This is a genomic window from Streptomyces sp. NPDC020845 (assembly GCF_044334165.1).
Classification (GTDB): domain Bacteria; phylum Actinomycetota; class Actinomycetes; order Streptomycetales; family Streptomycetaceae; genus Streptomyces.
This window is the reverse complement of the sequence record NZ_JBIRSJ010000012.1, coordinates 109,404-131,443: the sequence shown is the minus strand read 5'-3', so window position 1 is coordinate 131,443 and position 22,040 is coordinate 109,404. Positions and strand designations below refer to the sequence as shown.

At 70.3% G+C, this 22,040-nt stretch carries 19 protein-coding genes; 7 read left to right on the top strand and 12 right to left on the bottom strand.

Annotation, left to right across the window (positions count from 1 at the left end):
* Positions 1-15: 15 nt before the first annotated feature.
* The 5 genes from ilvN to ACH4U7_RS31160 all read left to right on the top strand — a co-directional run bounded on the left by ilvN (position 16) and on the right by ACH4U7_RS31160 (position 6,134).
* Entirely contained in the window at positions 16-543 is a 528-nt protein-coding gene (gene ilvN, locus ACH4U7_RS31180) for an acetolactate synthase small subunit (RefSeq protein WP_014176151.1), read from the top strand.
* Between the two features lie 126 nt (positions 544-669).
* Entirely contained in the window at positions 670-1,668 is a 999-nt protein-coding gene (gene ilvC / locus ACH4U7_RS31175; protein ID WP_358643584.1) for a ketol-acid reductoisomerase, read from the top strand.
* 248 nt (positions 1,669-1,916) lie between these two features.
* Positions 1,917-3,521, top strand: coding sequence for a phosphoglycerate dehydrogenase (serA, locus tag ACH4U7_RS31170; protein ID WP_398531111.1), 1,605 nt, complete (start codon positions 1,917-1,919; stop codon positions 3,519-3,521).
* Positions 3,522-3,801: 280 nt separating this feature from the next.
* Positions 3,802-4,524 carry a TetR/AcrR family transcriptional regulator gene (locus ACH4U7_RS31165; protein WP_398531110.1) on the top strand — a complete coding sequence of 241 codons (723 nt, stop codon included), beginning with the start codon at positions 3,802-3,804 and terminating at the stop codon, positions 4,522-4,524.
* A 110-nt stretch (positions 4,525-4,634) separates the two neighbouring features.
* Complete coding sequence (locus ACH4U7_RS31160) at positions 4,635-6,134, top strand: MFS transporter (protein ID WP_398531109.1); 1,500 nt, start codon at positions 4,635-4,637, stop codon at positions 6,132-6,134.
* A gap of 15 nt (positions 6,135-6,149) precedes the next feature.
* Here ACH4U7_RS31160 and ACH4U7_RS31155 read toward each other — a convergent pair whose 3' ends face one another.
* Complete coding sequence (locus ACH4U7_RS31155) at positions 6,150-6,602, bottom strand: hypothetical protein (protein ID WP_398531108.1); 453 nt, start codon at positions 6,600-6,602, stop codon at positions 6,150-6,152.
* Positions 6,596-7,204 (bottom strand): TIGR03086 family metal-binding protein, encoded by a 609-nt coding sequence (locus ACH4U7_RS31150; protein ID WP_398531107.1) that lies wholly within the window; start codon positions 7,202-7,204, stop codon positions 6,596-6,598. Before ACH4U7_RS31150 ends, ACH4U7_RS31155 begins: the two co-directional genes overlap by 7 nt.
* A 69-nt stretch (positions 7,205-7,273) precedes the next feature.
* Between ACH4U7_RS31150 and ACH4U7_RS31145 the strand changes: the two genes are divergently transcribed.
* The gene (locus ACH4U7_RS31145) at positions 7,274-8,710 is read left to right on the top strand and encodes a PLP-dependent aminotransferase family protein (RefSeq protein WP_398531106.1); all 1,437 of its coding nucleotides are present in this window, start codon (positions 7,274-7,276) and stop codon (positions 8,708-8,710) included.
* Between the two features lie 39 nt (positions 8,711-8,749).
* Here the strand turns inward: ACH4U7_RS31145 and ACH4U7_RS31140 are convergent, their stop codons facing one another.
* From ACH4U7_RS31140 to ACH4U7_RS31115, 6 genes are all read right to left on the bottom strand, one after another.
* Positions 8,750-9,250 carry a PPOX class F420-dependent oxidoreductase gene (locus ACH4U7_RS31140; protein ID WP_398531105.1) on the bottom strand — a complete coding sequence of 167 codons (501 nt, stop codon included), beginning with the start codon at positions 9,248-9,250 and terminating at the stop codon, positions 8,750-8,752.
* Complete coding sequence (locus ACH4U7_RS31135; RefSeq protein ID WP_398531104.1) at positions 9,247-10,767, bottom strand: MFS transporter; 1,521 nt, start codon at positions 10,765-10,767, stop codon at positions 9,247-9,249. Before ACH4U7_RS31135 ends, ACH4U7_RS31140 begins: the two co-directional genes overlap by 4 nt.
* Before the next feature lie 106 nt (positions 10,768-10,873).
* Positions 10,874-11,353: a MarR family winged helix-turn-helix transcriptional regulator gene (locus tag ACH4U7_RS31130; RefSeq protein WP_398531103.1), complete on the bottom strand. Its 480-nt coding sequence runs from the start codon at positions 11,351-11,353 to the stop codon at positions 10,874-10,876.
* A 457-nt stretch (positions 11,354-11,810) separates the two neighbouring features.
* Positions 11,811-13,283 carry a polysaccharide lyase family 1 protein gene (locus ACH4U7_RS31125; protein ID WP_398531102.1) on the bottom strand — a complete coding sequence of 491 codons (1,473 nt, stop codon included), beginning with the start codon at positions 13,281-13,283 and terminating at the stop codon, positions 11,811-11,813.
* 2 nt (positions 13,284-13,285) lie between these two features.
* Positions 13,286-14,239: a glycoside hydrolase family 6 protein gene (locus ACH4U7_RS31120; protein ID WP_398531101.1), complete on the bottom strand. Its 954-nt coding sequence runs from the start codon at positions 14,237-14,239 to the stop codon at positions 13,286-13,288.
* A gap of 242 nt (positions 14,240-14,481) precedes the next feature.
* Entirely contained in the window at positions 14,482-16,152 is a 1,671-nt protein-coding gene (locus ACH4U7_RS31115) for an MFS transporter (RefSeq protein ID WP_398531100.1), read from the bottom strand.
* A 110-nt stretch (positions 16,153-16,262) separates the two neighbouring features.
* Here ACH4U7_RS31115 and ACH4U7_RS31110 point away from each other — a divergent pair, with 110 nt between their 5' ends.
* Positions 16,263-16,916: a TetR/AcrR family transcriptional regulator gene (locus ACH4U7_RS31110; protein WP_398531099.1), complete on the top strand. Its 654-nt coding sequence runs from the start codon at positions 16,263-16,265 to the stop codon at positions 16,914-16,916.
* A gap of 92 nt (positions 16,917-17,008) precedes the next feature.
* Here the strand turns inward: ACH4U7_RS31110 and ACH4U7_RS31105 are convergent, their stop codons facing one another.
* The 4 genes from ACH4U7_RS31105 to ACH4U7_RS31090 all read right to left on the bottom strand — a co-directional run bounded on the left by ACH4U7_RS31105 (position 17,009) and on the right by ACH4U7_RS31090 (position 22,020).
* Entirely contained in the window at positions 17,009-18,049 is a 1,041-nt protein-coding gene (locus tag ACH4U7_RS31105; protein ID WP_398531098.1) for a polyprenyl synthetase family protein, read from the bottom strand.
* Positions 18,046-19,116, bottom strand: a complete 1,071-nt coding sequence (locus ACH4U7_RS31100; RefSeq protein ID WP_398531097.1) for a terpene cyclase — start codon at positions 19,114-19,116, stop codon at positions 18,046-18,048. The genes ACH4U7_RS31105 and ACH4U7_RS31100 overlap by 4 nt, the downstream gene beginning before the upstream one ends.
* Complete coding sequence (locus ACH4U7_RS31095; protein ID WP_398531096.1) at positions 19,113-20,513, bottom strand: cytochrome P450; 1,401 nt, start codon at positions 20,511-20,513, stop codon at positions 19,113-19,115. The genes ACH4U7_RS31100 and ACH4U7_RS31095 overlap by 4 nt, the downstream gene beginning before the upstream one ends.
* A 136-nt stretch (positions 20,514-20,649) precedes the next feature.
* Positions 20,650-22,020, bottom strand: a complete 1,371-nt coding sequence (locus ACH4U7_RS31090; RefSeq protein WP_398531095.1) for a cytochrome P450 — start codon at positions 22,018-22,020, stop codon at positions 20,650-20,652.
* Positions 22,021-22,040: the final 20 nt, after the last annotated feature.

Here is a 22,040-nt window from a genome sequence, read left to right as displayed (position 1 = left end):
GAGAGACTTCAGCCCATGTCCACCAAGCACACGCTCTCCGTCCTGGTGGAGAACACCCCCGGCATCCTGGCCCGGATCGCCGCGCTGTTCTCCCGCCGCGGCTTCAACATCGACTCGCTCGCGGTCGGCGTCACCGAGCACCCCGACATCTCCCGGATCACCATCGTGGTCAATGTCGACGAGCTCCCGCTGGAGCAGGTCACCAAGCAGCTCAACAAGCTGGTCAACGTCCTGAAGATCGTCGAGCTGGAAGGCAGCCACGCGATCCAGCGGGAACTGGTCCTGGTGAAGGTGCGCGCCGACAACGAGACCCGCTCCCAGATCGTCGAGATCGTCCAGCTGTTCCGCGCCAAGACCGTGGATGTCTCCCCGGAGGCCGTGACCATCGAGGCCACCGGAAGCAGCGACAAGCTTGAGGCCATGCTCAAGATGCTGGAACCGTACGGCATCAAGGAGCTGGTCCAGTCCGGCACCATCGCCATAGGGCGTGGCGCCCGCTCCATCACCGACCGGAGCCTGCGCGCGCTCGACCGGACCGCCTGACCAGCGGCACCCCGGGCGGCCGACCATGGCCGATCCGGGGCCCGTATGGCGAGACCCCGAAACCTTCACCCGCCCGCCCGTCATACGGTGGGACGCACAACCCGAAAACGCTAGGAGAATCCCGAAGTGGCCGAGCTGTTCTACGACGACGACGCCGACCTGTCCATCATCCAGGGCCGCAAGGTCGCGGTCCTCGGCTACGGCAGCCAGGGCCACGCCCACGCGCTGTCGCTGCGCGACTCGGGCGTCGACGTCCGGGTCGGCCTGCACGAGGGCTCGAAGTCCAAGGCCAAGGCCGAGGAGCAGGGTCTGCGCGTGGTCACCCCGGCCGAGGCGGCCGCCGAGGCCGACGTGATCATGATCCTGGTCCCGGACCCGATCCAGGCCCAGGTCTACGAGGAGTCGGTGAAGGCCAACCTGAAGGACGGCGACGCGCTGTTCTTCGGCCACGGCTTCAACATCCGCTTCGGCTTCATCCAGCCCCCGGCCGGCGTGGACGTCTGCATGGTCGCCCCCAAGGGCCCGGGCCACCTGGTCCGCCGCCAGTACGAGGAGGGCCGCGGCGTGCCGTGTATCGCGGCCGTCGAGCAGGACGCCACCGGTAACGCCTTCGCGCTCGCCCTGTCGTACGCCAAGGGCATCGGCGGCACCCGCGCCGGCGTCATCAAGACCACCTTCACCGAGGAGACCGAGACCGACCTCTTCGGCGAGCAGGCGGTGCTGTGCGGTGGCACCTCCGCGCTGGTCAAGGCCGGGTTCGAGACCCTGGTCGAGGCCGGCTACCAGCCGGAGATCGCGTACTTCGAGTGCCTCCACGAGCTGAAGCTGATCGTGGACCTCATGTACGAGGGCGGCCTGGAGAAGATGCGCTGGTCGATCTCCGAGACCGCCGAGTGGGGCGACTACGTCACCGGCCCGCGGATCATCACCGACCAGACCAAGGCCGAGATGAAGAAGGTCCTCGCCGAGATCCAGGACGGCAGCTTCGCCAAGAACTGGATGGCCGAGTACCACGCGGGTCTGCCGAAGTACAACGAGTACAAGAAGGCGGACGGCGACCACCTGCTGGAGACCACCGGCAAGGAGCTGCGCAAGCTGATGAGCTGGGTCGACGACGAGGCGTAAGCCCTCTGGGACCGGCCCCCCGAGCCCGCACCTCGGGGGGCCCGGTCCGCGACTTGTCCATCATGCAAGACCACGTGCGGGTGATCCCGCCGCTATGGCGCAAAACGCCTCCCGGACGCCACTACACTGCAGGGAATAAGCGCGTCAGGGCTCACAGCGTCGTGCGTCTTTCACGCGGCTGCCCCCCCTTCACGCCTGCGGCCGTCGGGACGGCCGTCCGCATAGGACTAGTGAGGACTGAAGACCACGTGAGCACTGCTTCCACGGGTAAACCCGTCGTACTCATCGCCGAAGAGCTCTCGCCCGCCACGGTCGAGGCCCTGGGCCCGGACTTCGAGATCCGCAGCTGCAACGGCGCGGACCGGGCCGAGCTGCTGCCCGCCATCGCCGACGTGGACGCCATCCTCGTGCGCAGCGCCACCAAGGTCGACGCCGAGGCCATCGCCGCGGCCAAGAACCTCAAGGTCGTCGCCCGCGCGGGCGTCGGCCTCGACAATGTGGACGTCTCCGCCGCCACCAAGGCCGGCGTCATGGTCGTCAACGCCCCGACGTCCAACATCGTCACCGCGGCCGAGCTGGCCTGCGGTCTGCTGGTCGCCACGGCCCGCAACATCCCGCAGGCGAACGCGGCGCTGAAGAACGGCGAGTGGAAGCGCAGCAAGTACACGGGCGTGGAGCTGAGCGAGAAGACCCTCGGCGTCGTCGGCCTCGGCCGTATCGGCGTGCTGGTCGCCCAGCGGATGTCCGCCTTCGGCATGAAGATCGTCGCGTACGACCCCTACGTCCAGCCCGCGCGCGCCGCCCAGATGGGCGTCAAGCTGCTGTCGCTCGACGAGCTGCTCGAGGTCTCCGACTTCATCACGGTCCACCTCCCCAAGACCCCCGAGACCGTCGGCCTGATCGGCGACGAGGCGCTGCACAAGGTCAAGCCCGAGGTCCGCATCGTCAACGCGGCGCGTGGCGGGATCGTCGACGAGGAAGCGCTGGCGGCGGCCCTCAAGGAGGGCCGGGTCGCTGCGGCCGGCCTGGACGTGTTCTCCAAGGAGCCGTGCACGGACTCCCCGCTCTTCGAGTTCGACAACGTGGTTGTCACCCCGCACCTGGGCGCCTCCACCGGCGAGGCCCAGGAGAAGGCGGGCATCGCGGTCGCCCGCTCGGTGCGCCTGGCCCTCGCGGGCGAGCTGGTCCCGGACGCGGTGAATGTGCAGGGCGGTGTCATCGCCGAGGAGGTACGGCCCGGGCTGCCGCTGGCCGAGAAGCTGGGGCGGATCTTCACCGCGCTCGCGGGCGAGGTCGCGGTCCGGCTGGACGTCGAGGTGTACGGCGAGATCACCCAGCACGACGTCAAGGTGCTCGAACTCTCCGCGCTCAAGGGTGTGTTCGAGGACATCGTCGACGAGACCGTGTCGTATGTGAACGCCCCGCTGTTCGCGCAGGAGCGCGGCGTCGAGGTCCGCCTCACCACCAGCTCGGAGTCCTCGGAGCACCGCAATGTGGTGACCGTGCGCGGCACCCTCTCCGGCGGTGACGAGGTCTCGATCTCCGGCACGCTGGCCGGTCCCAAGAACCAGCAGAAGATCGTCGCGGTCGGCGAGTACGACGTCGACCTGGCGCTCGCCGACCACATGGCCTTCCTGCGTTACACCGACCGCCCGGGTGTGGTCGGCACGCTCGGTCGCATCCTCGGCGAGGCGGAGATCAACATCGCCGGTATGCAGGTCTCGCGTTCGGCGGCGGGCGGGGCGGCGCTGGTGGCGCTGACCGTGGACGACACGATCCCGCAGCCGGTCCTCACCGAGATCGCCGAGGAGATCGGGGCGTCGTCGGCCCGCTCGGTCAACCTGGTGGACTGAGTGCCAGGAGCGTTCTGACCGCAGTACGGCGCGGTCTTACGGCGGTACGGAACAGCAGAGCAGCAGCACAGGGCCCGGCCCCCGCTTCGGCGGGGGCCGGGCTTTGCCGTGCGTACGCGTGCGTGTGTACGTGTCCGCGTTTGCGTTCGGGACCCGTCCGATCTTTTTCATCGCGTGTTGAATATCCTGACCGCAGTGGATACGCTGATATCACTAAGTGGAGAAAAACTCTCCACCTGGCTCTGCTGTGCTATGCCGCCCTGCTCGCGGGAGGTTCGCCGTGTCCACCATCACCCCCGACGCCGACGAGGCCGATCCGGCCGACGGCCCCGACGGCCCCGCGCCCCGGATGTCCCGGATGCGGGCCGACGCCCGGCAGAACCGCGAACAGATCCTGCACGCCGCCCGCGCGGTCTTCGCCGACCAGGGCCCCGAGGCCCCCCTCGACGAGATCGCCCGCCGGGCGGGCGTCGGCATCGCGACCCTCTACCGGCGGTTTCCCAAGCGCGCCGACCTGATCCGCGCGGTGGCGATCGACGTCTTCACCGCCCTGGTCGAGGCCGCGCACGAGGCGACCGAGGCGGAGCGCGACCCGATGGACGCACTGTGCCGCTTCATGCACGCGGCCCTCGACCTCAAGCTCGGCTCGGTGGTGCCCGCCCTCCTCGGCCGGGTCACCGTCGACGAGATCCTGGACGCCGTCCGCCAGGACGCCGCCGACCCCGTGGACGAACTGCTCAGCCGGGCCCACGAGGCCGGGCTGATCCGCCCCGACGCCGTCTTCGGCGACATCACCCTGATGATCATCCGGCTGTCCCGCCCGCTGCCCGGCGGGGTGATGCCGGACGACGAGGCGCTGGCGCACCGCCAGCTGGACGTATACATCGACGGCCTGCGCCCCGACGGCAGCGCCCGGCCCAACACCCGGCTGTCAGGACCGGCCCTGGACGCCGCCACGTTCAAGCGCCTCAGAGGAGGGGTGATGGGTGCCGGATCCGACTGACGGCTGACCCGTCCGGTCGCTTCCGGAGGAATCCCCCCGCCCGGCAAACCCGGACGGGGAAGGCCTCTCAAAGCCTGAAATCTCCAGATAAGCCTCAGAAAGGCACCATCATGGCCCAGCCCCTCGACACGCAGCCCGCGGTCAACCCCCGGCGCTGGTTGGCACTGCTCTTCATCGGCCTGGCCCAGCTGATGATCGTCCTCGATATCACTGTCGTGAACATCGCCCTGCCCTCGGCCCAGCAGGACCTCGGCATCTCCGACGGTGACCGGCAGTGGGTCATCACCGCCTACACCCTGGCGTTCGGCAGCCTGCTGCTCCTCGGCGGCCGGATTGCCGACTACACCGGCCGCCGGCGCTCCTTTCTCATCGGTCTGATCGGCTTCGCCGCGGCCTCCGCGCTCGGCGGCGCGGCCTCCGGCTTCGAGATGCTCCTCGCGGCCCGCGCGCTGCAGGGTGTGTTCGCCGCGCTGCTCGCCCCCACGGTGCTGTCCCTGCTCGCGGTGAACTTCACCGAGCCGCGCGAGCGCGCCAAGGCCTTCGGCGTCTTCGGCGCCATCGCGGCGGGCGGCGGCGCGATCGGCCTGGTCCTCGGCGGGCTGCTGACCGAGTATCTGGACTGGCGCTGGTGCCTGTATGTGAATGTGCCCGTCGCCGCCGTCGCGGTCTTCAGCTGGTACGTCCTGCCCGCCGATGAGCGCGCCGAGGGCGACCGCGTCCGCTTCGATCTGCCCGGCGTGCTGCTGGCCGTATCCGGGCTGGTCGCGGTGGTGTACGGATGCAGCGAGGCGGAGTCCGAGGGCTGGGACTCGCTGACCGTGACCGGGCTGCTCACCCTGGGCGTGGTCCTGCTGACGGCGTTCGTCCTGACCGAGCGCGTCGTCCCGCGCCCGCTGCTGCCCCTGCGGGTGATCACGGACCGCACACGCGGCGGCGCCTACCTCGCGGTCGGTCTTGCGGTGGTCGGCATGTTCGCGATGTTCCTCTTCCTCACGTACTACATGCAGCGCGTCAAGGGCTACTCGGCGCTGGTCAGCGGCGTGGCCTTCCTGCCGATGACCGCGGCCGTGCTGGTCTCGGCGGCCGGCGTCGGCACCCGGCTGCTCCCCAAGGTGCCACCCCGCGTCCTCATGGTCCCGGGCCTGCTCATCGCGGCCGTCGGCGTCGCGCTGCTGATTCCCCTGGAGCCCGGCAGCTCGTACGCGGGGGGCATCCTGCCCGCCGAACTCCTCGTCGGCTTCGGCATGGGCCTGACGATGGCGCCGTCGATGAACTACGCCACCCACGGCGTCCAGCCCCACGACGCGGGCATCGCCTCCGCGACGGTCAACACCGCCCAGCAGATCGGCGGCTCGGTCGGCACGGCGATGCTCAACACGATCGCCGCCAGTACGACCAAGGACTACCTGGCCCCGGCGGTCCGTGCCCATGAGGTGACCCCGCAACTGGCCAAGGAGGGGCTGGTCGAGGGCTTCTCTGAGGCGTTCGTCTGGTCCTCGGTGATCCTCGCGGCGGCGGCGGTCCTGGTCGGCCTGCTGATGAACACCCCACGCCCGAGCCGCCAGCCCGGCGCGGAGCAGACGGAGCCGCTTCCGGTGCACCTGGGCTAGCCCCACGCGCGACCGTCAACGCCGGAACCGCCCCTCCTCCGTGTGAGGGGCGGCTCCGGCGTTCGGGCCCGCCGAGTCCCGCATTCCGGATCCCCTGAGCACGCGATAGGCGTCCCGCCAGATGCCGGTCTCGTCGAGTTCAGGAGAGACCCAGGTCGTCGCCTTGGCCACGCCGCGGGTGCGGTACTTGCGCATGATCGCGACGTGGTCCGGGCGGGCCACGAATCCGTGTAGCGCCTCCTCACCGGTCCACACGGACACCGCGCCGCAGCGCCGGGCCCGTGGGGCCGTCCACAGCCAGAGGCCGACCGCCCCGTCGAGGGTGGGCCAGGTGCGGCGGAGGCCGATGGCCGCGCGGGCGATGCCGGGGAGGTCCAGGCGCTTGGTGAAGGCGAAGTCGGTGACGCTGACGAGCACGGGGCCGTCCGTGCCCGCCGCCGGGCCCGGGCGCCAGTGCGATCTCAGCACGGGCGGCCCGTCCAGGACGGGACGCGGCCGAGCAGGCTGAGCAGCCGGTGGTGCGGGGGTGCGTCGGCCGGAGGCGGGACGCGCCGTTCGAAGGCGGCGCCGGGGCCGCGGCCCTGGTCGGGGACCTGTTCGGCGACTCGTAGCGCGGCGGCGGTCAGCTCTTCGTCGGGCTCCCAGGGGACACCGATCGTGGCCGCGACGTCCCAGGCGTGGACGACGCAGTCGACGAAGTGGAAGCTGATCGCGAGGGGCGCGGGGAAGGCGCCGCCGTTGCGGACCTCCGGGAGGGCGAACCTCCGGTCGAGCACGCCGTCCTGCGCGAACGCGTCGTTGACCAGTGCCGCCGACGCGGCGAACGCGGCGCGTGCATCAGCGCCGAGGTCGCCGCCGCGCCAGTCGGACAGCGCTTCGCCTTCGCCGCGCGCCGCCGCGGCGAACCCCTCGTTCTGGCTGACGAGATGGCGGATCAGGCCGTGCAGGGTCCAGTCCGGGCACGGCGTCGGGAGACGTAGCTGATCGTCCTTGACTTGGGCGACGACATCGCCCAACAGCGCCAGCGACCGGCGGTCGAGCTCTTGGATGTCCAGCTCTCGAATATCCATGATCCGAAGCCTAGAAACGGGCAATGGCCCAACACCAGGTCCAATAACCCCGCATATGATTGAGCCAATATGGAGGTCCACGTCAGCCTCGACGGGCATCGCGACCTGTCCGGCCAGATCTACCGACAAGTCCGTGCCGCCATCCTCGACGGGCGGCTGCGCCCGGGCGATCCGCTGCCGCCGACCCGGGAGCTGGCCCGGCGGCTCGAGGTGGCCCGCAACACGGTCGGCGTCGCCTACGACCGGCTGGCGAGCGAGGGTTATCTGGAGAGCAGGGTCGGCGCGGGCACGTTCGTACGGGCGGTCGGCCGTACGCCGGGTGCCGCGAGCACCCGTTCAGCGCTCAAGCCGCGCGCCGTCTGGGACGGGGTGATCGCCCCATGGCTCGGCCCGATCGACGCCGAGCTGACCTCCGTCGCATACGACCTGCGGGTGGGCCTGCCGGACGCCCGGCTGTTCCCGTACCAGACATGGCGGCGGCTGGTCGCGCGCGAGCTGCGCCCTCCGGCCGCGATCGCGCGGGGCTCCGGCCATCCGGCGGGCCACCGCGGACTGCGCGCGGCGATCGCGCGCCATATCGGCCTGTTCAGAGGGGTGCGGGCCGCCACCGACGACGTGGTCGTGACCAACGGCATTCAGCAGGCCCTCGATCTGATCTGCCGTGTGATGCTCGAGCCGGGCGATGGCGTCGCGGTCGAGGACCCCGGCTATCCGCCGGCCCGGATGCTCTTCCGCTCGCTGGGTGCCACGGTCGTGGATGTTCCGGTGGACGACGAGGGCCTGTGTGTGGACGCCCTCCCGGACCACGTCCGCGTCGTCTATGTGACGCCCTCCCACCAGTTCCCGCTGGGCATGCCGATGTCGCTGCGGCGCCGGATGGCCCTCGTCGAATGGGCCGAACGTCACGGTGCCGTGGTGATCGAGGACGACTACGACAGCGAGTTCCGCTTCGGCGGCCGGCCGATCGATCCCCTGCAGAGCGTCGACCGGGCCGGCCATGTGATCTACGTGGGCTCCTTCTCCAAGGTCATGCTGCCCTCGCTGAGGATCGGCTTCCTCGTCGCGCCCACCCCGCTGCGGGACGCTCTGCGCGCGGCCAAGTACGTCACCGACTGGAGCACTCCCTTTCCCACTCAGGCGGCGCTGGCCAGGTTCATCGACGACGGTCTGCTCGCCCGCCACATCCGCCGGATGCGACAGGAGTACGCGGCCCGGCACGAGCTGATCAGGACCGGGCTCGCCGAACTCCCCCAGCTACCGCTGGGAGGTGCCCCCTTCGCGGACCGGCTCGACGTCATCCCGTCCTCGGCCGGTCTGCATATCACCGCCTACACGACCGGCGACCCGGCGGAGCTGGCGGCCCGGGCCCGGGCCTCGGGCGTGGCGCTCTACACCCTGTCCGAGGTCGCCATGAGCCGGTCCGTACGCCCGGGCCTCGTCTTCGGCTACGGCGCGATCGCAGCGCCGGACATCGGTCCGGCGCTGCGGCGGCTGGCGGCCGTCTGATCAGGCCGTCTGAACAGGTCGTCTGAACAGGCCGGCTGATCAGTCGGAGCCGGGGATGTCGAGGGCCGTTCCGTACAGGCGGGACACCCGGATCCTGATCACCACGCGCCGGTCCGCGACCATCTGCTCCAGGAACGCCGCCTCGTCCCGCGGATCGTCGAAGCCCGGCGTCAGGGAGAGCAGTTCCCGCCCGACCGCGTCCCCGGGCACCGTCGTCACCTCGGAGATCTCCGCTTCGCCCTCGGCGACGGCGAACGACCAGACGTTCGGGCCGTGGACGTGCAGGGCGGCATGCGGATCGCGGCGCAGCTGACGCACCTTGAGGCGGTCGGCCGTGGTGGAGATCCGAACCACGCGCTCCTCGGGGCTCCAGTGGTGGAGCACGGTCGACAGATGGGGGTGACCGCTGCGCTTGACCGTGGCGAGCACCGAAAACTGCTGCTCCCGCAGCAGCCGGGACAGCTCCTCGTCCGTCAGCGCCCGGGGCGCGGGTCCGGCGCCCGGCTTCTGCTGCTCTTCGTTCGCCACGTTCGTGTTCATGGGGCGGGCCTTTCGCTGGCGGTGATGGGGGAGGGGTCAGGCAACCGTGGCGGCGAGGTGGCCGGGTCGGCGTTCTTCCGTACGGTGGTGGTCGGCTTCGGCGCGGGCTGGGCGAGCACCGTGAACGCGACCACGAAGGCGGCGACCAGAAGCCCCGTGCCGACAGTGAAGGCCAGGTGGTATCCGCCGGTCAGCGCCTCGGCCCGGCTCTTGCCCTGCGCGAGCAGACCGTCGCTGCGGGAGGCGGCGAGGGTGGACAGCACCGCGACGCCCAGGCTCATGCCGATCTGCTGAGTGGTGTTGAACAGTCCGGAGGCGAGCCCGGCGTCGTCCTCCTTCGCACCGGACATGCCGAGAGTGGTCAGCGCGGGGAGCGCGAGACCGAAGCCGGCGGCGAGCAGCATCACGGGAAGGAGGTCGGTGAGGTAGTTGGCGTGCACCGGCACGCGGATGAGCAGCCCGAGGGTGCCGATCAGGAGCACGATTCCGGTGAGCAGCACCTTGCGCTCGCCGAAGCGGGCGTTGAGCCGGGCGGAGACACCGAGGGACACCGCGCCGATGACGGCGGCGGCCGGGAGCATGGCCAGGCCGGTCTTGGCGGCGCCGTATCCCAGGACCTTCTGCAGATAGAGGGCGACGAGGATCTGGAAGGAGAACAGGGCGGCCACCATGAGGACTTGGATCAGGTTGGCCCCCACGACGCTGCGCGACCGGAAGATCCGCAGCGGCATCAGCGGGGTACGGGCCGTGGCCTGGCGGGCGATGAACGCGGCGAGCAGGAGGAGCGAGAGGGCGCCGAAGCCGAGGGTGGGCGCCCCGGTCCAGCCGTATTCCTCGACCTTGACGACGGTGTAGATCCCCAGCATCAGCCCCGCCGTGACGAGGAGGGCGCCGATGACATCGGCTCCGGCGGCCAGGCCGAGCCCTCGGTCGGCGGGCAGGACGGGCACGGCGACGGCGAGGGCCGCGAGCCCGATCGGCAGGTTGATGAAGAAGATCCAGTGCCAGTTGAGTGCGTCGGTCAGCACACCGCCGAGCACCTGGCCGATCGACGCGCCGGCCGCTCCGGTGAAGCTGAACACGGCGATCGCCTTGGCGCGCTCCCGGGGCTCGGTGAACAGCGTCACCAAAATGCCCAGGCTGACCGCGGAGGCCATGGCGCTGCCGATCCCTTGCAGAAACCGGGCTGCGATCAGCACCGCGGGGGAGGTGGCGGCGGCTGCCAGCAGCGAGGCCGTGGTGAACACCGCGACACCGGCCAGGAACATGCGCTTACGGCCGATCAGGTCGCCGAGCCGCCCCGCGAGGAGGAGCAGGCTGCCGAACGCGATCAGGTAGGCGTTGACCACCCAGCTCAGGCCGACGGGGGAGAAGCCCAGATCGTCCTGGATGGCCGGCATGGCCACGGTCACGATGGAGCCGTCCAGGACGACCATCAGCATTCCCGTGGCGATGACGCCCAGGGCCAACCAGCGTGAGCGGGATGGGGCGGGTTTGGAACTGGCTATGACGGACATACGGGCTCTCCTGTCGGGCGGCCTACGGATGGCCTCAGGTGATGGCGACAGGAGAGACCGTAGCAGATAGTTCCGTTGCAGACGATCTCTTTCGGTTCTACTTGGTCTATTGACGCGCCCGCCGGGCCGGCCGGGGGCTCTCCGCCGGTGTGGCCAGATGTCCTTCGGTCAGCTGATTCAAGGCCTGCAGCAGGGTGGCCCGGTGGGGCTCGGAGAGTGACGTCAGCGCCTCCCGGTGTACCCGGTCGACGATCTCCTGGCTCTGCCCGGCGATCCGGGCGCCCTCCTCGGTGACCGCGATGATCCGGGCCCGCCGGTCCTGGCTGGAGGGACGGCGCTCAGCAAGCCCGGCCGCCTCCAGGGCGTCCACGGTCACCACCATCGTGGTCTTGTCCATATCGCCGAGCTCGGCGAGCTGGGCCTGGGTGCGCTCCTCCTCCAGGGCATGGACCAGCACGCAGTGCATACGCGCTGTCAGCCCGATCTCGGCGAGCGCCGCCGACATCTGGGTCCGCAGGATGTGGCTCGTGTGATCGAGCAGGAACGACAGGTCCGGTTCGTTGCGCTTGGGTGCCATGGCGGTCATGGGTGCCAGAGTAACAATTCGATCTGTGGCGGATTATCCGGAAGAGGACTTTCTCGGGCTCCGCTGCGCTGTGCATGGGCTTCGCTTCGCCCGCGCCTACGCGCCGTCTCGCGGCATTCGGCTCGTGCGGGTGCGGCTTTCGCCTCGGACCCTCCGGGTCCAAAGCGCCAGCAGGAAGGGGGGAAGGGGGGCGGCTGGTTCGTTGTCCTGGTTCCTCGGCCCGGCGGGTGGCTGGGCTTGAAGCAGGCTCCGCTCCCCTGACCGGACGGGCGTCTACCGCTCCGGGGGCGGCTCCCCCTCCCCCCTCCCTTTCCCGCTGCTGGCCGCTTTGCACGAAGGCGCGAGACGATGCCCGCTCTCGGCGGCCGGACCATGCCGTCCGGCGGCGTTGGCCCGTTCGTCGCGCTCCCGCGCCCCCGGTCCAGCGCACCGCTGGGCTGATCGACGCGTGGGACGGTTACGTGATCGGCGAGGAACTGTTCGGGATCGGCGGGAAGTTGATCTGGTTCGAGATCGTCGGGCCCGCTTCGCGCAGCACCGTACGTTTGACGGCTGCCGCCGACCGCAGTGGGCGGTAGCGGTAGACGTCGGCGGGGGACCAGCCGACGTCCGTGGTGAAGGTGCGGGTCGCCCACTCCGGGGGTTCGGTGCCCGACGACTGGGCCTCGTCCCGGGCCTTGGCCGCGGCGGTCTCGAAGGCGCGGCGCGCGAGGGCGTTCACATCGATTCGCCGACCCCGGTACCAGGAGCCCGTATCCGTGAACTGGTGGCCGTGGAAGTTGGCCAGCACGATGTCCGGGGAGGCGCCGGGGCCGGTGTGGTCGAAGGCGTTGTACTCGGAGACGAGCTTCGATTCGAGGCCCACGCCGAGGAAGTACGAGCTGCCGCCGAGCCCTGGGCCGCGCATGGGGTAGTCGGGGTCGTCGGTCGAGCCGCGGAAGTAGTTGTTGTACGTGTGGACCTGGCCGAAGCGCACGCGCGGGGAGCGCTGGGCGGTGTCGGCGAAGAGGTTGTGGTGGAAGGTGATCCGCAGATGGCCGCGGTCGCGGTCGCCCTTGCCGTCGCCGGAGCCGATGAGGACGGTCTTCTCGTGGTCGGTGAAGCGGCTGTAGGAGACGGTGACGAAATCGGTGGCGTCCTCCATGTCGAGCAGTCCGTCATGGCGTTCGACGGGCTTGCCGTGGAAGCCGGTGGGGGCTTGGCTGTTGGGGTAGCGGCCGTCGCCGAAGGCGCAGTGGTCGATCCAGAGGTTGCGGCCGGTGACCACCGACATGGCGTCGAAGCGCGCGTTCCAGGCACCTTGGTCGCCGTCGCCGGGGTCCCAGCTGGGGAAGTGGTCGATGGGCGCCTCGAAGACAAGGTTGCGGACGATGATGTTCTGGCCGGTGTTGACGGTGAGGTCGACGCCGAGGAGCGCCGCGCTGTCGGCGCCGAGGATCGTGGTGTTGCTGGGGACGGTCAGCTGGATCTGCTGCTTCTGGGCGTTCGAGCCGGTGATCCGGAGCGTACGCATGCGTTTGCACCACTCGTAGCGGTCATCGCTCCAGGCCGTGCCGTCGGGGCCGAAGCAGTCCATGTAGCGGGTCAGGTCCCAGCCGGGGGCGTAGTCCTGGGCGTCGAGGAGGCGGCCGTCGTCGGTCTGGTTGCCGTGGATGGTCCCACGGACGGTGATGACCTTGGGCGCGGTGGGGTCGCCGTGGTTGGCCAGGGCGGCCTTGAGCTCGGCCCGGGTGCGGACGGCATACGTGCTGTCGGGCGCGGCGCCCGCGCCGCCCGTCGTACCCGGACCCGCCGTGGCCCAGCCGGTGGCCGAGCTGGTGGGCCGGGCCTGGGACGACGCGGGCCCCGTCGCGGCGGCGGCCCCGCCGGGCGCGGACAGGAGCCCGCACAGCAGTGCCGCCGCCACGGCGTACGAGGTGCGTTCGCGCACGGCTAGCCCGCCAGCTCGTACGCGTAGTCAGGCGAGAAGCTGCCCGCGGCGCCCGCGCAGCCGTCCAGTTCGCCCGGCAGCTTGATCCACAGATAGGCGTCGATGGCCGGGTCGCCGGTGTTGGCGGTCGGGTTCTCGCCCAGCTTGCGGCCGTGCGGGTCGCACCAGGCGTTGTCGGGGGCGGGGCCGTTGCCGTTGCGGCTGGTGTCGATGACCGCGGTCAGGCCCGAGCCGCCGAGCTGGCTGAGCACGCTCTTGGCGAAGGCGACCTCGTTGGCGGTGCGGTTGTAGTTGGAGACATTGCTGTAGATGCCGTCGCCGCTGGTCAGCACGCCCGCCGAGCGCAGCCGCGAGGCCTGTACGGAGGCGCTGTTCCAGGCGGAGTGGCCGGCGTCGAAGTAGACCCGGGCCTTGGGGTTCGCGGCGTGGATGGCGCTCGCGGCCCGGGCGAGCGAGGCGTAGCGGGCGCTCAGTTCGCTGGATGACAGGCAGCTGATGAGCGCGATCGAGTCCGGTTCGAGGATGACGATCGAGGACCCGCTGCCCAGCCCGGCGGCGAAGTTGCGCGCCCAGGTGTCGTAGGCGGCGAGGTCGGGGGCGCCGCCCGCGGAGGCGCCGCCGCAGTCGCGGTTGGGGATCATGTATGCGACGAGGACGGGGACCTGGTTCTTGCCGGCGGCCGCGGAGGTCACTCTGCGGACGTCCGCGGTGACGGTGGAGGGGGAGTAGCGGGCGAACCACACGGCCTGCGGCTGGCTGCCTATGCGCGAGGCTATGCGTGGCTGGCGCGAGTCGCCGGGGTTGGCGGCGACCCACTTGTTGACCTGGGATTCGGAGTCGGTGAAGAACGCGGTGTCGCCGGGCAGTTCACCCGCGACGGCTTGGGGCGCATGGCCCGCCCCCACCAGGAACGCGGTGGCGAGCGCGGCGGTCACAAACGCTCGGGGGAGGCGCACGGTGCATCAGTCCTCTCGAGGGGATTAGGGGACTTTGGGGACTTCTGGTACCTCAGATGACAGTGCGAAACGAGTAGCGCTCTGTTGCTTCTGGTTGCCGCCGAGCGGGTCGAAGGTTGCCGTCGGACAGGCGAGAATTCGAGTCAAGTTCCAGAGATCTTCCGGTCGTTGGCGGCGCCCCGGCATGACGCGACCCCGCCCGTGTCCCGGGCGGGGTCGCATAGGCGAGGGGTGCGGGTCCGTCAGCGGCTCGCCACCGGCTCCGGCTGGACCTCGCCCGGTGCCGTCCCCGGCTCGGCGCCGATCCCGTACGGTCCGTCGGTCGGTCCAGCGGTCGGCTCCACGTCCGACTCCGCGTCCGCGCCGGCCTCTTCCGCCGCGGGGGCCTCGACCCGTACGTGGCGCAGGGCGACGGCCGCCAGGGCCGCGGCCGCGACCAGGACCAGCGCCCCGGCCACCGCGGCCACCTGCATGCCGTGGGTGAACGCCTCGCGAGCCGCGCCCAGCATCTCGTCGCCGGCCCGTCCGCTCAGCCGGTCCGCCACCGCCGCCGCGCCGCCCAGCGTCTCGCGAGCCGCGTCCAGCGCCTCGGCCGGGAGGCCGGACGGCAGGTCGGCGGGCAGCTTGTCGCTCATGTCGTGGCGGTAGACGGCGTTGCCGACGACGCCGAGCAGCGCCATCCCGAGCGCCCCGCCGAACTCCTGGCCGGTCTCCAGCAGGGAGGAGGCGGAACCGGCCTTCTCCGCCGGGGCGGTGCCCATGGCCATGTCGGTGACCAGCGACATCACGGTGACGATGCCGGAGGCGAGGACGCCCGCCGCGATCAGCACCAGCCACAGCGAGTCGGTGCCGGCGAGGGTCAGCAGCCCGAACCCGGCGGCCGCGACGAGGAATCCGCCGCCGATGACGTACGCACGGTTCACCTTCTGCGCGATCGCGGCCGACGCGGGGCCGGCGGCGCCCACCATGACGGACGGGAGCAGGCTCCACAGCGCGGCCTCCAGCGGGCCCTTGCCGAGCACCGACTGCAGGTACTGGGTGGTGAAGAGGGAGGAGCCCATCATGGCGAACGAGGCCATGAGGTTGAGCCCGATCGAGGAACCGAAGCCGCGGCTGCGGAAGAGCTCGGGGCTGATCATCGGGTGTGCGTGGGTGCGCTGACGGTGCACGAAGACGAGGCCGATCAGCAGCCCGGCCGCGATCCACAGCGCCCGCGGCCCGCTGAACCCGTGCGCCGCCGACTCCTTCAGACCGTAGATCACCGGCAGCACCGCGCCCATGGACAGCGGAACGCCCAGCAGGTCGAACTTCCCCGGGGCCGGGTCCTTGAACTCGGGCACCAGGACCGGGACGAGGATCAGCAGCAGCGCCATCACCGGGGTGTTGATGAGGAAGACCGAGCCCCACCAGAAGTGGGACAGCATGACCCCGCTCAGTACCGAGCCGAGCGCCACCCCGCCGGCCATGGCACCGGACCAGATGCCGATCGCGGTGGCGCGCTGCTTCGGGTCCTGGAACAGATTGCGGCTGAGCGCCATGGTCGAGGGCATCAGGGTGGCCCCTCCGATGCCCAGCAGCGCGCGGGCCGCGATCAGCATCTCGGCGCTGTCCGCGTACGCGGCGGCGACCGAGGCGGCGCCGAAGGCCGTGGCGCCCAGCATCAGCAGCTTCCGGCGCCCGATCCGGTCGCCGAGCGACCCCATCGTGATGAGCAGTCCGGCGAGGGCGAAGCCGTAGATGTCGAAGATCCACAGCTGCTGGGTGGAACTGGGGCGCAGCTCCGCGCTGATCTCCGGGAGCGCGAAGTACAGCACCGATACGTCCATGGACACCAGGAGCAGCGGAAGCATCAGGACCGCGAAGGCGGTCCATTCCTTGCGGCCGGCACGGGAATTGGCGGGAGTCGAAGTCATGCCGAGGACTATACGAACGTCTTAAACGCTTGTCTAGTACGACTGTGTAAGACGAGTGTGTTAGACGAGTGTCTTGGACGGTTGTATGGGCGCCGGGATAGGCTGACGCCATGGGACATCGCGAGGATCTGTTGGCGGGCGCCAAACGCTGCCTGCTGGAAAAGGGCTGGTCGCGCACCACCGCGCGGGACATCGTGGCCGCCTCGGGCGCCAATCTGGCGTCCATCGGCTACCACTACGGCTCCAAGGACGCCCTGATGAGAGAGGCCCTGTTCGCGGCCATGGGCGACTGGGCGGACGACGTCGAGCGGTCCTTGAGGGAAGAGGCCCGGAGCCGCGAGGGCTCGGGCGCAGCAGCCGGTTCCGCCACCGAGAGTTCGGCCGCCGAGGGGTCCGACCAGGACCAGGCGGCGCGGTTCGAGGCGGGGTGGACCCGGATGCTCGAACTGTTCGGCAAGCACCAGGCGCTGTGGCGGGTGCAGCTGGAGGCGGTCATGCGGGTCGAGGGCGACCCGGAGCTGCGCGCGGCGTACGGGCAGGCACAGCCGGAGGGGCGGAAGGGGCTGGTGGCCCTCTTCCACGGGATCCCGGAGGACGAGGTCGACGAGGAGAGCGCCCGGGTCCTGGGCTCGTTCTATATGACCCTGGTGGGCGGGATGGCCGTCCAGATGGCCATTGACCCCGACGCCACGCCCGTGGCCGGGGATCTGACCGAGGCGATGCGCCGCATCCTCACCGGCCCGACCCCCGCCCCGGCCGACTGACCCCGCGTCAGCGCTCCGCGGGCTGCGCTGGTCGGTGCCGATGGGCGTCGTGGGGCGGGCGCCGGCCGGCGATCCGGTCGGCGCCCCGACGGTCAGCTGCTGCGGTGCATGGCCAGGTCGACCAGCGACCGCAGACCGTGGGCAGCCTGCGGATCGAGGGTGACCTCGGCCAGCCGGTCCAGCGCCATGGACCGCTGCCGGGCCGCCTCCGCCAGGGCCCAGTCGCGCCCGCCGGCCTGCTCGACCAGCGTGGTCGCGCGGGCGACGCCGGTGGACTTCAAGGGACGTTCGTCGTGGTACAGCTCGGCCAGCCGCCGTCCGGCGGGCGTATTGCTGCGCAAGGCCGCGACGACCGGCAGGGACTTCTTGCGTCGGTGCAGATCGGCCCCGACCGGCTTCCCGGTCGCCCGGGTGTCCCCCCAGATGCCCAGCAAGTCGTCCACCAGCTGGAAGGCCAGGCCCAGGTGGTGTCCGAAGCCGCGTAGGGCCTCCACCTGGGCGGGGCCGCCGTCGGCGGCGAGCGCGCCCAGGCCGCAGGCCCCGGCGAACAGCGCGGCCGTCTTGCCGGCGGCCATGGCCAGGCACTCCTCGAGATCCACGTCGGCGCGCTCCTCGAAGGCGAGGTCGGAGCTCTGGCCGGCGACCAGCTCCAGCAGCGCCCGGCAGAGTTCCTGGGTGCTCGTGGAGTGCCGTACGGGGGACGGCGAGGAGGCCAGCTCCTCCATGGCCAGGACCAGCAGCGCGTCACCGGCCAGCAGCGCTTGGGCGGACCCGAACACGGTCCAGGCCGTGGGCCGGCCGCGGCGGGTGGCGTCCTGGTCCATGACGTCGTCGTGCAGCACCGAGAAGTTGTGCACCAGCTCCACCGCGGCCGCCGCGCCGAGCGCCCGCCCGGGCGTGGCGCCCAGGGCCTGCGCGCCGCCGAGCACCAGCGCGCCCCGCAGGCCCTTGCCCCACCCGTCGTCGGTGTGCCGCCCGGCCGCGTCGCACCACCCGAAGTGGTAGCGGGCGACCGTACGGACCGGCTCGGCCAGCCGGTCGAGGGCCTGGCGGATCCGGGGGCCGGTGAGTTTCCCGGCCCGGCGCAGCACCTGCCAGGATTCCGAGGTGTCCGGGGTCAGAGTGGTGGTCATCGGTCGGCCACCACCAGATCGGGCTCCAGGTACAGCGCGGGCTGGGGCGCCCTGCCGCCGGTCCGCGACTGGTACCGCTTGGTGCGGCTGGACCAGTCGAGATTGCCGCGGATCCAGGTGCGCATGCCCGCGAGGTAGGGGGTGAGCAGGTCCAAGCGGTCCGGGTGCCGGGCCAACAGCCGCTTCTCGAGGGCCAGATAGCGCCGGGTCTCGTCCGAGGTGGCCGCGCAGACATGGGCCATGGCCTGCTCCTGGTCCAGCTCCCGGTGGTGCTGTACGACGTACACCAGGTTGTGCACCTCTCCCAGGGACCGCTCTTTCTCCAGCGAGTAGATGTCGTTGGTCCAGCAGACGACGTTGCAGGCGGCGTCCAGCGCGTCCCGGAACTCCTCGCTCTCGTAGAGATCCACCGGCACATCGAGGCGCTCCACCACGTCGATGAGGTCCATGCACACGTAGATCGCCCCGGTGTGGCGCCGGTTCTCGATGTAGTCGTCCTCTTCGGGGACGATGCCGCGCACCCGGTTGCCCGCCTCCCAGACCGCCGCCGCCGTCAGACAGTCCTCCAGGTGGCGTACGAAGCGGCGCCGCCAGGCCGCGGTCATCCCGGTCGCGGTGCGCCGCCACAGGTCGGCGAGGGAGGAGACCGAGGTCGGCAGATCGGTGCGGCGGGCCGCGGCGGCACCGTGGTCCGCGCTCTCCAGGACCGCGCGCATCCCCGCGACCACCTGTCCGGCGTGCTGCGGATCGCGGCCGAAGTCACCGTCGTCCAGCTGGTCGTCGACGAGGAAGAGCCAGGCGAACCAGTCCGCCATCAGGAGGATCCGCTCCTCGTCGGCCGTCGGATAGACCACCGAGGCGAACCAGCCGAAGTCGGCGTGCTCGAAGCGCCGCCTGGCCGACTCCCGCTGGATGAGGCCCACCGTACGCACCCACTCGCTCAGCTGGCGGCGCGCCTGTTCGGCGCGCCGGTTCACCTGGTGCGGGAAGGGGCAGTAGAGCTCCGGTATCTGGTCGGCCGGTGTTGTGTCCGCCGGTTCTGCCGGTCCTGTCGGTGCCGTGGTCATCGGCGCTCCTCCAGCCGCAGGTGGATACCGCCCCCGGGGTGCAGGGTGATCATCGCCTCGGGGTGGACCTCGGTCGTCGCCTTGGGCAGCAGTAGCCGGTATCGGCGGGCCACCGTCGCCAGGACCAGGACCAGCTCGGTGAGGGCGAAGTGCTTGCCGATACAGATCCGGTGGCCGGCGCCGAAGGGCGTGTAGACGTGCTTGGGCCGGTCGGCGATCGCCTCGGGTGTGAACCGCTCGGGGACGAAGCGCTCCGGGTCGTCCCAGAAGTCCGGGTGCCGGTGCAGGAAGTAGCTGTTGATCAGGACGTTGGTGTTCGCCGGGACCCGGTACCCGTCGATCACGTCCTCCTCGCGCGCCCGGCGCATGAACTGGTAGGCGGGGGAGTAGATCCGCAGGGTCTCGTCGCACACCATCCGGGTGTACGTCAGCCGGGGAAGGTCCTCGAAGGACGGTACGGTCCGCTCGCCCAGCACGGCGTCCACCTCGGCGTGCAGCTTCTCCTCCACCTCGGGGTGCCGGGCGAGCAGGTAGAAGGCCCAGGAGAGGGTGTTGGTGGTGGTCTCGTAGGCCCCGATGCAGATGTTCAGCACCTCATGGTGCAGCTGCTCCAGGTCCATGCCCTTGCCGTCCTCCTCGTCCACGGAGTGGAGCAGCAGGGTCAGCAGATCGGCCTCGTCACCGGCGGGGACGTCCGCCCGCAGCTTCTCCTGGATGAACTCGGAGACGAAGGTGTCCATGTCGCCGATCGCCCGGTGCAGCCTGCGGTTGCGGGGCGTCGGGACGTTCAGCGGGGGGAAGGGGAAGCGGAAGAAGTCGCCGAGGATGGCGTTGGCCGTCTGGAAGGCCCGCTCGAACGCCTGCGCCGTCCCGCCGACGTCAGCGCTGAACAGCGACCGGTTGACGATGCGCAGCGCGAGTTGGCCGATCTCGTCGGTGACGTCCAGGACCTCATGGGTACGCGGCTCCCAGCGCTGGAGCATCTGGACGGCCTCGTCGGTCATGTTGCGGGCGAAGTGGCTGACCGTACGCGGGGTGAAGTGCGGCGCCATCATCCGCCGCTGCCGGCGCCACAGCTCCATATCGGCGTTGGCGATCAGGCCCTTGCGCAGCACCGGCCGGACCACGCGGAAGAGCATCGCGTCCTTGTCGTAGCTCTCGCCCTTGTCGACCAGGATGTGCCGGATGTAGTCCGGGTGGTTGACCAGCACGATGGGGATGCCCAATGGCCGGAAGCGGAAGATGTCCCCGTACCGGGCGAGGCCGGCTCCCAGGAAGCTCAGTTGGTCGTTGCGGAAGGCCAGCGCCCCTCCGATGCCGTCTTTGCGGCGGATCGTCGGTATCTCTCTGGTCTCTGGCCGTCGGCCCGCGTCGGGCACGGTCGGTGCTGAAGACATGGGTTATCCGTTCATCGGTGCGGTGACATCCCAGGACGGCGCTCATCCGCCGTCGGCTTTCAGGAGCCGTGGGCTTGAAGAGACGAGCCGTGGGTTTGAAGAGAGGAAAGGGGTCCGCTCGCGTGGGCGCGGTCGGTCACCGACGCGCCAGGCGCAGCTGGATGCCGCCCTTGGGGTGCAGGGTGACCAGCGGTGCGAACCCGACCGGCGGCTGCCCCGGAGGCACCGTCAGGGTGAAGGTCTGCGCGAGCATCGCGATGACGATCTGCATTTCGGTGAGGGCAAAGTATTTGCCGATGCAGTATCGAGGCCCGCTGCCGAACGGCTGGTAGACGTTGCGCGGCCGCTTCGCCGTGTTCTCCGGAGTGAAGCGCTCGGGGTCGAAGCGATCCGGGTCGGGCCAGAATTCCGGGTGCCGGTGGTAGGTGAGGAAGTTGAGATAGACACTGCATCCCTCGGGGATTCGATAGCCGCCGATCTCGTCCTCGTGAATGGCCCGGCGCATGGTCTGCCAGGCGGGGGTGTGCAGCCGCAGGGTCTCATCCATGACCATACGGGTGTAGGTCAGTTCGGACAGATCCTCCAGGGTCGGCACCCGTCCTTCGAGGACCTGGTCGACTTCCTCCTGTACTCGGCTCTGGATTTCCGGGTGCCGGGCCAGCCGATAGCAGACCCAGGCCATGGAATTGCTGGACGTCTCGTATCCGGAGACGATGGTGGAAAGGATTTCGCCGAGCAGCTCCTGCCGGGTGAGGTTCACCCCGCTCGTGGGGTGGGTCATGGTCAACAGCGCGGCGAAGAGGTCGCGCCGCTCGGCCGGGTCGGCCTCCCGGTCCGTCACGAGCCGGTCGACGAAGCCGTCCATGTCGCGGATGAGCGCCCGCAGCCGGGGGCGCCGGTTCAGCGGCGGGAAGGGGAAGCGGAAGAAGTTGCCGATGATGGTGTTGAGCTCGAGGAAGTTCTTCTCGAACGCGGCGACTTCGGCGCTCGCCGCCACGCCGAACAGGGAGCGGAGGGCGATCTTCAGGGCGAGGTCGCGGATGTCGGCGGAGATGTCGACCACCGCGTCTGGGTCGTCCCGGCCCGCCCATCTGTCCAGCAGCTCGCCGGTCAGCTCGGTCATACCGGGCGTCAGGTCGACGATGCTGCCCCGGTTGAAGGAGGGCTGCATCATCCGGCGCCGGGTGCGCCAGCGCTCTCCGCCCGGATTGGATACGAGTCCGCCCCGGAACACGGTCTGGACCGCACGGTAGAGGAAGTTGTCCTTGTCGTAGTTGGCGTGTGCGTCCACCAGCACATGCTGGAAGTGGTCCGGGTGGTTGATGAGAACCATCGGAAGGCCACCTAAGCGCAGGCGGACGATGTCCCCGCGGGTGGCGGCATGCGACACAAAACTCAACTGGTCACGACGGGCAGCGAGGATTCCCGACAGGTTTTCCCTCAGGCTGAGACTCGGGATCGATGAATGGTTGGATAACTCTTTGCTGCTGCGTGTCGGTGCGGTCATAAAATGCCCCCGATTCTGCA